Annotated in this window: 14 protein-coding genes; 6 read left to right on the plus strand and 8 right to left on the minus strand. The window is 40.6% G+C overall.

Annotation, left to right across the window (positions count from 1 at the left end; genetic code table 11):
- From dnaA to HW120_RS00015, 3 genes are read left to right on the plus strand one after another with little or no spacing between them, the layout of a single operon-like run.
- Positions 1–1428: a chromosomal replication initiator protein DnaA gene (dnaA, locus tag HW120_RS00005; protein ID WP_177729791.1), complete on the plus strand. Its 1428-nt coding sequence runs from the start codon at positions 1–3 to the stop codon at positions 1426–1428.
- A 4-nt stretch (positions 1429–1432) separates the two neighbouring features.
- A complete protein-coding gene (locus tag HW120_RS00010; RefSeq protein WP_177729793.1) occupies positions 1433–1900 on the plus strand; it encodes a low molecular weight protein-tyrosine-phosphatase in 468 nt (155 codons plus the stop codon).
- Entirely contained in the window at positions 1897–2622 is a 726-nt protein-coding gene (locus HW120_RS00015; protein ID WP_177729795.1) for an SAM-dependent methyltransferase, read from the plus strand. The genes HW120_RS00010 and HW120_RS00015 overlap by 4 nt, the downstream gene beginning before the upstream one ends.
- Here HW120_RS00015 and HW120_RS00020 read toward each other — a convergent pair.
- The 6 genes from HW120_RS00020 to dapF all read right to left on the minus strand — a co-directional run bounded on the left by HW120_RS00020 (position 2619) and on the right by dapF (position 6753).
- Positions 2619–3260 (minus strand): peptidoglycan-binding protein LysM, encoded by a 642-nt coding sequence (locus HW120_RS00020; protein WP_177729797.1) that lies wholly within the window; start codon positions 3258–3260, stop codon positions 2619–2621. The genes HW120_RS00015 and HW120_RS00020 overlap by 4 nt on opposite strands.
- 97 nt (positions 3261–3357) lie before the next feature.
- Positions 3358–3960 (minus strand): DUF2279 domain-containing protein, encoded by a 603-nt coding sequence (locus HW120_RS00025; protein ID WP_317168402.1) that lies wholly within the window; start codon positions 3958–3960, stop codon positions 3358–3360.
- On the minus strand, positions 3881–4360 hold the full coding sequence (locus HW120_RS17810; RefSeq protein WP_317168403.1) for a hypothetical protein: 480 nt from the start codon (positions 4358–4360) through the stop codon (positions 3881–3883). The genes HW120_RS00025 and HW120_RS17810 overlap by 80 nt, the downstream gene beginning before the upstream one ends.
- 3 nt (positions 4361–4363) lie before the next feature.
- Complete coding sequence (gene mltG, locus HW120_RS00030; RefSeq protein WP_177729799.1) at positions 4364–5404, minus strand: endolytic transglycosylase MltG; 1041 nt, start codon at positions 5402–5404, stop codon at positions 4364–4366.
- Positions 5405–5417: 13 nt separating this feature from the next.
- Complete coding sequence (locus HW120_RS00035; RefSeq protein ID WP_177729801.1) at positions 5418–5948, minus strand: GNAT family N-acetyltransferase; 531 nt, start codon at positions 5946–5948, stop codon at positions 5418–5420.
- Positions 5949–5967: 19 nt separating this feature from the next.
- Positions 5968–6753 carry a diaminopimelate epimerase gene (dapF, locus tag HW120_RS00040; protein WP_177729803.1) on the minus strand — a complete coding sequence of 262 codons (786 nt, stop codon included), beginning with the start codon at positions 6751–6753 and terminating at the stop codon, positions 5968–5970.
- 199 nt (positions 6754–6952) lie between these two features.
- Here dapF and HW120_RS00045 point away from each other — a divergent pair, with 199 nt between their 5' ends.
- The 3 genes from HW120_RS00045 to HW120_RS00055 all read left to right on the plus strand — a co-directional run bounded on the left by HW120_RS00045 (position 6953) and on the right by HW120_RS00055 (position 10994).
- Positions 6953–8347: a trypsin-like peptidase domain-containing protein gene (locus HW120_RS00045; protein ID WP_177729805.1), complete on the plus strand. Its 1395-nt coding sequence runs from the start codon at positions 6953–6955 to the stop codon at positions 8345–8347.
- A 138-nt stretch (positions 8348–8485) separates the two neighbouring features.
- On the plus strand, positions 8486–9937 hold the full coding sequence (locus HW120_RS00050) for a glyceraldehyde-3-phosphate dehydrogenase (protein ID WP_177729807.1): 1452 nt from the start codon (positions 8486–8488) through the stop codon (positions 9935–9937).
- A gap of 94 nt (positions 9938–10031) precedes the next feature.
- Complete coding sequence (locus HW120_RS00055; protein ID WP_177729809.1) at positions 10032–10994, plus strand: D-2-hydroxyacid dehydrogenase family protein; 963 nt, start codon at positions 10032–10034, stop codon at positions 10992–10994.
- Positions 10995–11142: 148 nt separating this feature from the next.
- Here HW120_RS00055 and HW120_RS00060 read toward each other — a convergent pair whose 3' ends face one another.
- Positions 11143–13407 carry an aconitate hydratase gene (locus tag HW120_RS00060; protein ID WP_177729811.1) on the minus strand — a complete coding sequence of 755 codons (2265 nt, stop codon included), beginning with the start codon at positions 13405–13407 and terminating at the stop codon, positions 11143–11145.
- Between the two features lie 343 nt (positions 13408–13750).
- Positions 13751–14866: an acyltransferase family protein gene (locus HW120_RS00065; protein WP_177729814.1), complete on the minus strand. Its 1116-nt coding sequence runs from the start codon at positions 14864–14866 to the stop codon at positions 13751–13753.
- Positions 14867–14895: the final 29 nt, after the last annotated feature.

A 14895-nucleotide genomic window follows, 5' to 3' on the forward strand; every position in this document is an offset into this window, starting at 1 on the left:
ATGAATAAAACTGCGCAATCGGTATGGGAAAACTGTCTGTCATTCATAAAAGACAATATTCAGGATCAAGCATATAAAACTTGGTTTGAACCTATCAAAGCTGTTGAGCTTACTGATAACGCATTATATATTCAGGTACCTAGTAAGTTTTTTTACGAATGGCTGGAAGAACATTATGTAAAATTGCTCAAAGTTGCCTTAACAAAAGAACTTGGAGCGAGCGCAAAGTTACTTTATAAAATTAAAATGGAAAACACTTATGGCAATAAACTACCGTTCACGGAGCAGCTGCCAAGTGTTAGTCGTCCACCGGTAAAACCACAGGAAGTTGACGTACCGATTCAGAATAAAAATCCGGAGTTAAAAAATCCGTTTATCATACCGGGAATCCGCAATGTAAAAATCGAATCCCAGTTAAATGCCAATTACAGTTTCGACAATTTCCTGGAAGGGGAATCCAACCGTTTGGCCCGTTCTGCCGGTATGGCTGTTGCCAACAAACCGGGCGGAACTTCTTTTAATCCGTTATTGCTTTTTGGCGGTGTCGGATTGGGAAAAACCCACCTGGCACATGCTATTGGTGTGGAGATCAAAGAGAAGCATCCGGAGAAAACCGTACTGTATATTTCGGCAGAGGTTTTCACACAACAATATATCGATTCGGTTAAAAAGAATACCCGTAACGACTTCATTCACTTCTATCAGTTAATTGATGTACTGATCATTGATGACGTTCAGTTCCTTTCCGGAAAAGCCGGAACACAGGATGTATTCTTCCATATCTTTAATTATTTGCACCAAAATGGAAAACAGGTTATCCTTACTTCCGACAAAGCACCTGTGGACATGCAGGATATTGAACAACGCTTACTTTCCCGTTTTAAATGGGGATTGTCTGCCGAAATTCAACAGCCGGATTATGAAACCAGAACCGCTATCTTAAAAAATATTTTATACCGCGACGGCGTGGAAATGCCGGACGAGATTGTAGAATATGTAGCCAAGAACATCAAAACCAATGTCCGTGAACTGGAAGGCGCCATCATTTCATTGATCGCACAATCTTCTTTCAACAAACGGGAAGTAACTACCGAATTAGCCAAACAAGTCGTTGAGAAATTTGTTAAGAATGTAAAACGTGAAGTTTCTATTGATTATATTCAAAAAGTGGTTTCCGATTATTTCCAGTTGGACATCGAAACTTTGCAATCCAAAACCAGAAAGCGTGACGTGGTTCAGGCAAGACAGCTGGCAATGTTTTTCGCTAAAAAATTCACAAAAGCTTCTTTAGCCAATATCGGATCACAAATTGGCGACAGGGATCACGCAACCGTTTTACACGCCTGTAAGACTGTTGACAATCTTGTTTCTACCGATAAGCAATTCAAAAAATACGTAGACGATATCCACAAGAAGTTATCCTTATAACAGCATGCCTATAAAGATTTTAATGGTTTGTCTGGGGAACATCTGCCGCTCCCCGCTGGCTGAGGGAATTTTAAAAAGTAAACTTCCCCGGGAATCTTTTTTTGTAGATTCTGCCGGAACCGGAGGATGGCATGCCGGAGAGCTTCCCGACAATCGTTCTATACTGACCGCAAAAAACAAAGGTATTGATATTACCGACCAGCGGGCCCGTCAATTTAAGTTATCCGATTTCCAAAACTTTGATTATATCTTCGCCATGGACAATTCCAACTTTAAAGACATTATCCGCCTGGCTCCTGACGACACTGCAAAATTAAAAGTCAAACTCATTTTAAATGAGCTTTATCCCGGTGAAAACATCGCCGTTCCCGATCCTTATTATGGCGAACAAAACGGTTTCGAACAAGTTTACAATTTACTGAACGATGCCTGCGATATTATTGCCGACAAATTAAAAAACCAGCACTTATGAAACCAACCGCTCTTTATGGCAAGTTATACCTGATACCAACAACTTTAGGAGAAATGAATCCCGAAGATGTATTACCGCAAACCATAAAAAGAAGCATTGATTTCATTGATTACTATATCGTTGAAAACGAAAAAACCGCCCGCCGGTTTATCAAGAGCGTACATGCCGAAAAAAAACAGCCGGATTTAAAAATTTCCGTACTGAACAAACACACCGAAGCTTCCGAGCACAATGCCTTTATACAACCGCTTTTAGAAGGTCAGAACATTGGTTTAATGAGTGAAGCCGGTTGTCCCGGTGTAGCCGATCCCGGTGCGGCCATTGTAAAAATCGCTCATGAAAAAGGCATTCAGGTTGTTCCTTTAGTAGGTCCATCATCTATTCTTTTAGCAATCATGGCTTCCGGAATGAACGGGCAGAGTTTTGCCTTTAACGGTTACCTTCCGATTGACAAATCGGAGAAAAAACAAGCCCTGAAAAATTTTGAAAAGCTGTCACACGATAAGAACCAGTCGCAATTATTTATTGAAACACCTTATCGCAACAACAAGCTGATGGAAGATTTGTTACAGATTCTGCAGCCCAGCACACATCTTTGCATTGCCTGCGATATTACCCTGCCTACAGAGTTTATCAAAACCAGAACGGTGAACGAGTGGAAAAAAAATAAGGTCGATTTACATAACCGACCTTGTATTTTTATTATTCATAAAATGAATTAATTCATCTTTACTTTTGCATCCGGATTGGCTACAATATTAGATGTATCGTATCCTCCAAATCGTTTCATATAACTTCGCAGTGAAGTTCCGAAACCGTCTGTAAATCCGTTTGCACCATTACTTCTCAAAAAGCTTTTTACAGATCCTGCACCACCCAAGTGTGCCGCAGCCAGAATTCCTGATTCTGTAATTTTCACGCCTCTGATCACTTTACCTTCGTAACGGTCAATCTCTTTTCGTAACTCCCATTTATTACGGGCCAGAAGCGCTTTAAAAGCTTTCTCCTGCATTTTAGGGTTTTTCAGAAACTCAGCAGCATTATAAATTCCAACCGTTCTCAGGGTGCTTTTCCCGAACTGGTATTTCCCCATATAACCAAAAGGGTTAACCAGGTCATATAGTCCTAATGACTCTTTCACAGCAATTGCCTGCTTGAAGCCTACATAAGATTTACCGGTAAAAGGGAAATTGAAAAATACTTTGCTTGTTTCTTCCTCTGTGGGAACTAAATACGTGATCACTTCATCATCCTCTACATGAAATCCTTCTAATTTTTCTACCTCGAAAGCTTTAAAACCAGAACTGATTAAGGTGATTAGGAGTATCAATCCTAAAAAGTAAGTCCATCTTTTTATCATACATTTTGATTTCTCAAGCGCTGTCACCGACATGAAATTTCCGTTTGCAAATATAAGACAAAAATTATAAACCTGAAAATCAGCATGTTAAACTTTTCTAAAAATAGAACCAATGCCCGCGGAGCCTACTGAAGTCGCTGAGTTCCAAAGCGGGAGCGGGAATTTTTACGGTGTTTAAAATCGAGAAAACTGTTTTCAAAACCGGAGATTTTGTTTTAATTTTTTTAAAATCTATATCCAGACTAAATAAGATTTGGCGATACCGCCGGCTTTCAGAAGCAAATTCGGGCGGTAAGGTTTCCGCTCTTCCGGACAGCATTCCTTCGGCACTATAGCCCACTGCAAAGCTGAGCCATTCCGGCAGCATTTCCGTTTTGGTAAAGGCCTGTATATTTGCCGAAAGCCAGTACGTCTGTCCGTTATAATCCTTTAGCAGCTGTTCTTTTAAATCTTTCCCCAAAACATCCGGCCGCATCGCGGCATAACGGGTGGTATGAAATGAAAATTTCGGTGTGATGCGCTGTTCTTTCCACAGCAGTTCCTGCGACACATACAACAGAGTTCCGGAAGCATTAGCCACCACATCGCCCCAGGATGCTCCCCATTCCTGAGAAAATCCATCAAAGGTTTCCACTGCCGTTAAAAAGGCAAAGCCTAAAGTGGAACCATATACTAACTGTTCTTTTTTTGTCGGCACCACTCCATTCCAGCAACTCCGCTCCCATCCGTCCCATGTGGTAAGCAGTATAAACATGTCCCGCCTTATCCATCTGCATCCAGTCGCTGTTGTCGTTTTTAAAGTGAAAACCACTGCGCGGGTAATCTTTATACCACAATTGGTTCAAACCGATTAAAGCACCACCCAAAACAGTTCCTTCGGAGGCATACACCAGCGTTCTTCTTTGTTTGTTGAGCGTATCGGAAGGAATCAAAAAGGACTGCGCCTGTACAGAACCGAAAAACAACAGCAGTAAAAGACAAACCGTTGCATTCCATCCGGACATCATTTTCCCTAAAACAAAACTTCCCGATAAATACCGGGAAGCCGTCAAAATTTCTTTTGATTTGTATGTTGTACTATTTTGCAGGTTGCTTTTCAAAAATTAACGATTGATGCCCTGTTTGGCAAGCCATTCCACATATTTCTTTTTGTTCACACCATGCTGCGCCAAAGTTGCCGCAAATTCATGGTATCCGAATTTTTCAACACTTGCACAGAAATAGATATAATCGTGTTTTTCGGCATTTAAAACCGCATCGATAGCGTTAATATCCGGCATCGCGATTGGTCCCGGCGGCAATCCTGTATGAATATAGGTATTATAAGGAGAGTTAATTTTCAGGTCTTCATACAGTACGCGTTTGATCACTCTGTCGAAATCACCGCTTTCTCTTTTTACTGCATAAATAACCGTTGGATCTGCCTGAAGCGGCATGTCTACTTTTAAACGGTTCAGATAAACACCGGCAACCCTTGGTCTTTCGTCCACTTTTGCTGTTTCTTTATGTACAATAGCAGCTAATGCAGACACTTCCAATGGCGTTAAGTCCAATGCTTTTGCTTTTGCCAGGCGGTCTTCATTCCAGAATTTACGGTATTCCTTGATCATTTTATCGCGCACCTTGATTCCTGTGGTATTCCAGTAAAATTCATAGGTGTTCGGGATAAACATACTCAAAACATTATCTTCTGTAAAACCGTTTTCTGCCATAAACGTAGAATCGGTAAAGGTTTTCATCAAAGTAATGCTGTCCGGTTCAATCTGAGACGATAATCGCTGCACTAATTTCCCCAGGGATTCCTGATTGTTAAAAGCCATTTTCACCGGTACATTTTTGCGTAAAGCTCTTACGATATCAAAGCTGCTCATTCCGTTTGTTAAAAGGAATTTTCCGGATACCACATTCTGATCGTACCCTCTTTTGGAAGCGACAAAATCAAAATATTCCATATTGTTTACGTAAGGCTCCAATATTTTCTGCACTTGCGGATAGGTCGCATCGGTGGGTACATATACAAAGGTTTCATTTTCCGAAAATTTAGTATTGGCAGAAAACACTTTATTATACAGTATATAACCATAAATCAAAGCGATAAATAGCAATACCACCGAAAAGATGCTGATAATTTTCTTTACTTTCAAAATAAAAATACGATTAAGATTGATGAATTAATTGATAAACTCCTTCATCGGTAAACCGGTTTTGGGTGCGAACCCAATCCTTCTTCACCCCGATGCATTGGAAGCCAAAAGTAGTAAAAAGCTGAATACTCGCTACATTTTCTTGACTAATATTTGCATACAATTGATGTAATTGCAATTGCTCAAATGCAAACGCAATCAGTAAGCGTAACGCCTCTTTTCCAACACCTTTACTCCGGTCTTCCGTGTTTTTTATAACGATCCCGATTCCGGCTCTCCGATTTTTCGGATCAAAATCAAACAAATCGATCAGGCCTATTGCTTTAAAATCATCGTTTTTACAAATCGCCAGCCGCAATTGTTTGGCTTCATAGATATCCTGCTGTGCATTTTCAAGATACTGCCGTATTAAAAAGCGGCTATATGGGGTTTGCGTATTGCTTACTTCCCAAATCGCTTCGTCATTTTCGACAGCATACACAAATTCAAGATCTTCGGGTTCCAAAGCTCTCAGATAAATTTTATCTCCTTTTAGTGTTACCAACTGTTATTGCCTTAAAGTCTTATGAAAAATCGATTTCTCCTTTAAAAACCCGGGTAGCCGGGCCTTTTAGAAAAACCTGGGTAAAAAAGCCGTTTTTTTCCTGAAAGCTCACTTCCAGTTTTCCGCCTTCTACTTCCAGTTCAATCACAGAACCGGTTGTTTTTCCGGTTGCTTTCATGGCGATTGCCACAGCCGTTACTCCGGTTCCGCAGGAAAGCGTTTCATCTTCCACCCCTCTTTCGTAGGTGCGCACTGAAAATTTGTCCGTTCCCGTTTGGGCTACAAAGTTCACATTACTCCCCGTTTTTCCGTACAAATCGCTGTACCGGATCCGGGCACCTTCGTTTCTAACATCAAAGATCTTCAAATCGTCCACCAATTCCACGTGATGCGGCGAACCGGTATTTAAGAATACATGGTTTTCATGCTGCTCCACCGTATCCACATCTTTCATTTGCAGCGACACGATACCATTAGCCGCGATAGTTGCATGATGCAAACCGTCTGTCGCTATAAAAGTGGTCTGATCGTTAATAAGGTTCAGTTCTTTTGCAAAAGCCACGATACAGCGGCCTCCGTTTCCACACATGGAACTTTCGTTTCCGTCTGAGTTATAATACACCATACGAAAATCTGTCGATTCGTCATTTTCCAGCAGTATCAATCCGTCGGCACCTATGCCAAATCTTCTGTCGCACAGATATGCTACCAGTTTGGTATCATTTTTGGGAAATGTCAACTGACGGTTATCGATCATAACGAAGTCATTACCCGTTCCCTGATATTTATAAAAAGTTACTTTCATTTAGTATTCGAATATTAAATAAGGCTTTTGTGTAGTTGCTACAACGTTGCTTTTTTGCTTTTATTACCACTAAGGTAGTGATTCACAAAAGTACAAATATTAATGACACGTTAAAGATTGTTAAACGGGCGTTAAACCCTTTTTTTGAATTCCTGAAGTTTATAATTTTACTGTTAAATAATTAAACATACCAGCGAATATGAAAAGATTATCAAGCTTATTATTAGTTTCACTGTTAAGCGGAGCTATTACTCTGGGAGCTTACAAAGTTTTATTTGACCGCAATTCTCCCAATGATTCCAGACTTTCTATCGCATCAGACAATTACACCAGAAATGTAAGTTTAGGAGCTGAGAACATGGATTTTACAGCTGCTGCCGAGAATGCGGTACACACTGTTGTTCACGTTAAAAACGTTTCGGTTTCCAAAATACCGTCGAGCCCGTTAATGGAGTTCTTTTACGGTTACAGAGGTGACCAGCAGCAAACGCAAATCGGTACCGGTTCCGGTGTTATTATTACGGAAGACGGTTATATCGTAACGAACAATCACGTGATCCAGAATGCTACCGAACTGGAAGTTACCTTAAATAATAATAAGACGTATAAAGCCAGATTAATCGGTACCGACAGTAAAATGGATATCGCTTTACTGAAAGTAGATGCCGATGAAAAGCTGCCGTATGCCACATTTGGAAATTCCGACAATCTTAAGGTAGGCGAATGGGTTCTGGCTGTTGGTAATCCGTATAACCTTACTTCAACAGTAACTGCCGGAATTGTTTCGGCCAAAGCCAGAAATCTTTCCAACAACGGCATTCAGTCGTTTATACAAACCGATGCTGCCGTTAATCCCGGAAACAGCGGCGGTGCGTTAGTGAATACCCGTGGTGAGCTGATCGGGATCAACACGATGATCTCTTCGGTAACCGGTTCGTATGTGGGGTATTCTTTTGCCGTGCCGTCCAACATTACCCGTAAAATCATTGAAGATTTAATGGAATACGGAAATGTACAACGCGGTGTACTGGGTGTTGAAGGAACCGATTTGAACAGTGCCGCTTCAAAAGAATTTGGCGTGAAACTGACACAGGGCTTTTACATCACCAATGTTTCTAAAAAATCCGGTGCGGAAAAATCCGGATTACGCAAAGGCGATATTATCGTTAAACTGGACAATCAGAATATCAATTCGTATGCAGATCTCTCCTCATATATCAACACCAAACGTCCGAATGATGTGGTGATTGCCGGCATTATCCGCGATGGCGACCGCAGGGATGTAAAAATCGAGCTTACCAAAAGAGAGCTGCTGAATTATGAGTTTAACGGACTGGAGCTTGAAGACATTGGCGCTGCCGAAAAGAAAATGTTCAACATTAATTACGGGGTAAAAATAAAAGATGTAACCAGCGGCAATCTTCTGAAATATGCAAACGATTTAAAAGGCAGCATTATCTTAAATGTTGACGGTGCAAAAGCCACCGACATTGAAACGGTGTCCCGCGCTTTAGCCCGAAAAGGAGAAGATCAATCGGTTCGCTTAGAAATAATTACCAAAAAAGGAGTGCTTGTACAAGTCATCACCCAATAAAACGGAACCACAAAAACAAACCCGGCTTTTTAGTCGGGTTTTTAATTTTAAAAAACTTGTTTTTTCTAAAATAAATTCAGTAAAAATCAATACTTTTGCACCAATTTTACTAACAACACAATCTAACTTATTTACTTCATGAACAACAATAGTGCTGTATACGAAAAAGAGTTGGCTTTTCAGGCAGACAGAAGAAGAGCTGGCGTTGAATTTATCAAAATTATTAGCGACTTATGGTATGACAAATCAATTGAATTAGTTCTTTTCAGAAACCAATTGATCGACAGAAATGTAAGTGATATTATCAACTTACACGAATATGCAGGAGAATTTGTTCAAAAACCAATCAATATTTTCGATTCAGTAGAGATCGCAAGAGCTATCGAGTCTTTGGATTTACCACCTTCCCGTATTGATATTGGAAAACTTACTTATGAATATCATCTGGAAGATGATAAATATAACGATGCAACCGCTTTTGTTTTAGACAAACTGAAAAACGCAAAAGACACGCAGGACATCCAGCCGAAAGACGTTGTTTTATACGGTTTTGGCCGTATCGGACGTTTACTGGCACGTGAATTAATGTCTAAAATCGGCAAAGGACAACAATTGCGTTTAAGAGCTATTGTTACCCGTGATAAAAATGACGCTGTACTTCTTGAAAAAAGAGCTTCTTTATTGCGTTATGATTCTGTTCACGGTGATTTCGAAGGTTCTGTAATTGCTGATCCGGAAAACAATGCTTTGATTATTAACGGAACAACAGTACACATCATTACTGCCAATGCTCCGGAAGATATCGATTATACAAAATATGGTATTAACGACGCTTTGGTAATTGACAATACCGGTGCTTTTACAACAGAAGAAGCCCTAAGCCGTCACTTAACTTCAAAAGGTGCCGACAAAGTATTGTTAACTGCTCCAGGAAAAGGCGTACCGAATATCGTTTATGGTGTTAACCACAACGATTACAATCCGGATGAAGTAAAAATTTACTCTGCCGCTTCCTGTACAACAAACGCAATCACTCCTATTTTAAAAGCGGTAGAAGATACGTTAGGTGTTGTAAAAGGACACTTGGAAACGATCCACGCCTATACAAACGACCAGAATCTGGTTGACAACATGCACAAAAAATACCGTCGTGGAAGAGCTGCAGCTTTAAACATGGTTATTACCGAAACTGGTGCCGGAAGCGCTGTTGCAAAAGCTTTGCCTTCTTTAGCCGGAAAATTAACATCCAATGCTATCCGTGTACCGGTTCCAAACGGTTCGTTAGTAGTATTGAATTTAGAGGTTGAAAAAGCAACTTCTAAAGATGGTGTAAACGACATTATGAAACAATATGCTTTAGAAGGGGAACTTGTAGAGCAAATCAAATATTCTTTAAATAACGAACTGGTATCGTCTGATATCGTTGGAACTTCTGCTCCTTCAATTTTCGACAGCAATGCAACTATTGTTTCTGCTGACGGGAAAAATGTGGTTATGTATGTTTGGTATGATAACGAATACGGCTATAGCCACCAGGTAATTCGTTTGGCTAAATACATTGCTAAAGTAAGACGTTACATGTACTATTAATAGTCGTTATTAACGAAATTTTATCAAACCGCCTCAGGATCCTGAGGCGGTTTTTTTTTACCTTTAAGTTTCCTTATTCCCTAAAAATCATATTATGAAAATCATAATTCCGGACGATTATCAAAATGCCGTAATGCATTTGGACTGCTTTAAACTTCTTAAAGACCACCAGGTTGTTATTTACAATGAAACCGAACAAGACATTGATAAACTGGCGGCAAAATTTTCGGATGCCGATGCTTTGGTACTGATACGGGAGCGAACGGAAATTTCGGAAGCCCTGCTTTCCCGTCTGCCCAATTTAAAACTCATCAGTCAAACGGGAAAAATATCGCATCATTTAGACCTGAATGCCTGCACCCGCCATAAGGTTGCCGTTGCGGAAGGTGTCGGTTCGCCCGTTGCGCCTTCAGAGTTAACATGGGCTTTGATCATGAATGCCGTGCGCCAGTTGCCGCAGGCCATCCAGGCAATGAAAGACGGAAAATGGCAGGTCAACATCGGCAGCACTGTTCACGGTAAGACTATCGGGATTTGGGGTTATGGCAAGATCGGTAAAAAAGTAGCGCAATATGCCCAGGCATTTGGTGCTACCGTATTGGTATGGGGCAGCGAAAATTCCCGGAATGAGGCTGTAAAAGACGGTTTTCAGGCCGCTTCCGGCAAGTCCGATTTTTTCCGGAATGCCGATATCATTACTTTACACCTGCGCCTGAACGGCGAAACAACCGGAATTGTAACAGAAAGTGATTTACTGGACATGAAAAAGGAGGCTATTATTGTCAACACAAGCCGGGCAGAGCTAATCGCGGCAGGTGCTTTAGCAAGCGCTCTTAAAAAAGGACATCCGGGCTTTGCCGCTGTAGATGTTTACGAACAGGAACCGGTTTATGATCCGGATTATGAGCTGCTGCAAATACCTAATGTTATCTGTACGCCGCATCTGGGTTATGTTGAACAGAACAGTTATGAACTTTACTTTGAAAAGGCTTTTGAAAATGTTATTCATTATGCCAGCGGGAAGCCTTCGAATATTGTGAATCCGGAGGTTTTATGAGGAAGGAGGCGAAGTATGATATATGAGGTACGATATATGAAGTACGAAGTGTGAGGTGTGAAATATGAGGTATGAGGTTTTACCAAATTTTATATAAAAAAAGCGCTCCGAATTTCGGAGCGCTTTTGCTTTATACTATATCCTTTAATTATGCTTTTCCGGCAGCAATTAAGTTTAAGGCAGAACCAGCCACAAACCAGCCAATCTGACCCTGGTTGTAGGTATGGTTTACCATGATGATATCTTTTGTACCGTCAGCGTGAACAAATTCTAATGTTAATTGTTTACCTGGTGCAAATTCTTTTAAGTCCAAGAAGTTGATCGTATCGTTTTCCTGGATTTTATCGTAATCTGCCTCGTTTGCAAACGTTAACGCTAACATACCTTGTTTTTTAAGGTTTGTTTCGTGGATACGGGCAAATGATTTTACCAATACCGCTTTCACACCTAAATGACGTGGTTCCATTGCAGCATGCTCACGGGAAGATCCTTCTCCGTAGTTATGGTCACCCACAACGATAGACGGAACACCTGCCGCTTTATAAGCACGTTGTACCGCCGGTACTTCTGCATATTCTCCTGTTAACTGGTTCTTAACGTTATTTGTTTTTTGGTTAAAAGCATTTACTGCTCCAATCAACATATTGTTAGAAATATTATCCAGGTGACCACGGAAACGTAACCAAGGACCTGCCATTGAAATGTGGTCGGTTGTACATTTTCCGAAAGCTTTGATCAATAATTTTGCTCCGGTAATGTTTTCACCATTCCAAGGCTGGAACGGATCCAATAATTGCAAACGCTCCGATGTTGGCGAAACTGCTACCTGAACACCTGAACCGTCTTCTGCCGGTGCCTGGTATCCTGCATCTTCTACAGCGAATCCTTTTTTAGGTAATTCATCTCCTGTAGGCTCGTCTAACATTACTTCTTCACCGTCTTCATTGATTAATTTATCCGTAAGCGGGTTAAATCCTAAATCACCTGCAATCGCTAAAGCGGTTACCAATTCCGGAGAACCTACGAATGCTAATGTATTCGGGTTACCATCGGCACGTTTAGAGAAGTTACGGTTGAAAGAGTGAACGATTGTATTTCTTTCTTCTTTTTCAGCACCTTCTCTATCCCACATTCCGATACATGGTCCGCAGGCATTTGCAAATACTGTTGCCCCGATTTTATCGAAAGTATCGATGAATCCGTCACGCTCGATAGTATAACGAACCTGCTCTGATCCCGGTGTGATTGTGAATTGTGCTTTTGTTTTTAATTTTTTATCCGCAACCTGTTTTGCCAATGAAGCAGCACGGGCAATATCTTCATAAGAAGAGTTTGTACAAGAACCGATTAATCCGATTTCAACTTTTAAAGGCCAGTTATTTTTCTCAGCCTCTTCTCTCATTTTTGAGATTGGCGTTGCCAAATCCGGAGTGAAAGGTCCGTTTAAGTGCGGCTCTAATTCTGAAAGGTTGATTTCGATTACCTGATCGAAATATTGTTCCGGATTAGCATATACTTCCGCATCTGCTGTTAAATATTGTGCTACTTTGTTTGCTGCATCTGCAACATCTGCACGTCCTGTTGAACGCAGGTAACGATCCATTGAATCATCATATCCGAAAGTTGATGTTGTTGCACCAATCTCAGCACCCATATTACAGATTGTTCCTTTACCGGTACAAGACATTGCCGTAGCTCCTTCTCCGAAGTATTCCACAACAGCTCCTGTTCCTCCTTTTACCGTAAGAATTCCGGCTACTTTTAAGATAACGTCTTTTGGAGCCGTCCATCCTGATAATTTACCTGTTAATTTAACCCCGATAAGTTTTGGAAATTTTAATTCCCAAGCCATACCCGACATTACATCAACAGCATCTGCTCCACCAACTCCAATAGCTAACATTCCTAATCCACCTGCATTTACAGTGTGTGAATCCGTACCGATCATCATACCGCCCGGGAAAGCATAGTTTTCTAAAACTACCTGGTGAATAATACCTGCTCCCGGTTTCCAGAATCCGATTCCGTATTTATTGGAAACAGAAGAAAGGAAATCGAATACTTCACTACTTTGTGATTTTGCTCTCGCTAAATCCGTTTTTGCATCAACTTTAGCCTGGATCAAGTGATCACAGTGAACCGTTGTTGGAACGGCAACTTTATTTTTTCCTGCGTGCATGAACTGCAATAATGCCATCTGCGCAGTCGCATCTTGACACGCTACTCTATCCGGAGCGAAATCAACATAATCCTTACCTCTTGTAAAAGCTTGTGTTGGAGTCCCCTCCCACAAGTGAGAATATAAAATCTTTTCCGATAATGTTAATGGACGACCAACAAGTTCACGTGCTTTATCAACACGCTCAGCCATGTTATCATACACTTTTTTAATCATTTCAATATCAAAAGCCATACTATGAATAAGTTATGTTATTATTATGTTTGTTTTTTAAAAGTGGCACAAATTTAAGCAATCTTAATGAGAATTGAAAATTTTTAGCATTTCATTGATTTCAAAGAATTATTATTTATAAACATTCTATTTTACTGAATATTTTTCAACGAATTCAAGAAATAACACCAAAAAGCAAGAAATTCATATTTTTTTAATTTTATATTGTCAATTCCTAAAAAAAACAACTCATTTACTAATAAAACCCAAAATCCGCACGGCCATAAAAGCCTGTAAACAGGCTAAAATGAGTGTTTTTATCGCTTGAAATAAACGCAGAAAAATGTTTTTCGCAACCAATAATTTATTTCCGGAGTGCCATTAACGGTTTTTCATAATAACGATACAGCAGATAACTCAGTAAAAAAGTAATGCCGAGATACATTATTGTAAAAAGATGCAGCTGCCAGCCCACCAGAGCCGTGGTATCGATCCAGTATTTGAGTAATTGCAGGATAAGGCTGTAATGAAGCAGGTAAACGGAATATGAGATCAGGCTCACCAAAGTAACCGGCTTAAGCAGCCAGGCCGGAGCCGTTTTCCATCCGGACAAAACAGGCAGAAACAGCGCAAACGTGAGCGAGGTAACCGGCAAATAGAGTACATTCCAAAAGAACGGATAGTCTGCAATCAGGATCCGGAAAAAACCTACTCCCACATACATCAGCACTATCAGCACACAACCTGAAGCAGCCATTTTTATCTTTTGCTTTACCCAGAATTCCGGATAATTAAGAGACAGCCAGCTAAAGGCCGCCCCGATTAAAATAGAGTCTATCCTATAGATCACTACGGCTTTTAACGATACATTCCACTGGATCAGGGTTGTATTGGACGTCCAGCAGTAATATCCGATCTTGGTTCCTATAAATACGGCTATCAACCCTAAAACCACTGTTATAAAAAGACGGGATCTGTTTTTTCCCGGAATCAGTATAGCCGCAGTAAAAAGCGCCAGCACACTAATCAGATAGGCAAATTCTTCTACCGACAGGCTCCAGGATTCCGGAAAAAAGGCCGGCATGGTTGTGGCAAAGTTTTGCAAAAAAAGGAAGTAGTAACCGACATGCGTCATTTGAAAACCAAACAACAACCCGATGCCGCAATTGAGCAGCAATACCAGAAAGTAATTAGGCAGTGTCCGGAACCATCTTCTTTGCAGAAAGTAAAAAACGGTTGCCCGGGTAAAGTCCGTTTTTAAAAACAAACGGTATAGAATGCCGCCAATCAGGAAGCCGCTTAATACAAAAAACAGCTCCACTCCCCAAAATCCGAACAACGTAAAGAGCTGGGATAATATTTTCGGGCAATCCGGGTAAATCCACAATAAATGGCCACCTAAAACCATCAGGATTGCCGCAGCACGCATAACATCTAATCCGAAAACACGTTCCGTTCCGGTTATTTTAGTACCATTCATTTTATTATGTATTTTTGTTTTCTACCGAA

This window comes from Flavobacterium inviolabile, assembly GCF_013389455.1.
GTDB classification, from domain to species: domain Bacteria; phylum Bacteroidota; class Bacteroidia; order Flavobacteriales; family Flavobacteriaceae; genus Flavobacterium; species Flavobacterium inviolabile.

Coding starts and splice junctions, on each gene's coding strand:
- dnaA (WP_177729791.1), top strand. CDS start 1: ATGAATAAAACTGCGCAATCGGTATGGGAAAACTGTCTGTCATTCATA.
- HW120_RS00010 (WP_177729793.1), top strand. CDS start 1,433: ATGCCTATAAAGATTTTAATGGTTTGTCTGGGGAACATCTGCCGCTCC.
- HW120_RS00015 (WP_177729795.1), top strand. CDS start 1,897: ATGAAACCAACCGCTCTTTATGGCAAGTTATACCTGATACCAACAACT.
- HW120_RS00020 (WP_177729797.1), bottom strand. CDS start 3,260: ATGATAAAAAGATGGACTTACTTTTTAGGATTGATACTCCTAATCACC.
- dapF (WP_177729803.1), bottom strand. CDS start 6,753: ATGAAAGTAACTTTTTATAAATATCAGGGAACGGGTAATGACTTCGTT.
- HW120_RS00045 (WP_177729805.1), top strand. CDS start 6,953: ATGAAAAGATTATCAAGCTTATTATTAGTTTCACTGTTAAGCGGAGCT.
- HW120_RS00050 (WP_177729807.1), top strand. CDS start 8,486: ATGAACAACAATAGTGCTGTATACGAAAAAGAGTTGGCTTTTCAGGCA.
- HW120_RS00055 (WP_177729809.1), top strand. CDS start 10,032: ATGAAAATCATAATTCCGGACGATTATCAAAATGCCGTAATGCATTTG.
- HW120_RS00060 (WP_177729811.1), bottom strand. CDS start 13,407: ATGGCTTTTGATATTGAAATGATTAAAAAAGTGTATGATAACATGGCT.
- HW120_RS00065 (WP_177729814.1), bottom strand. CDS start 14,866: ATGAATGGTACTAAAATAACCGGAACGGAACGTGTTTTCGGATTAGAT.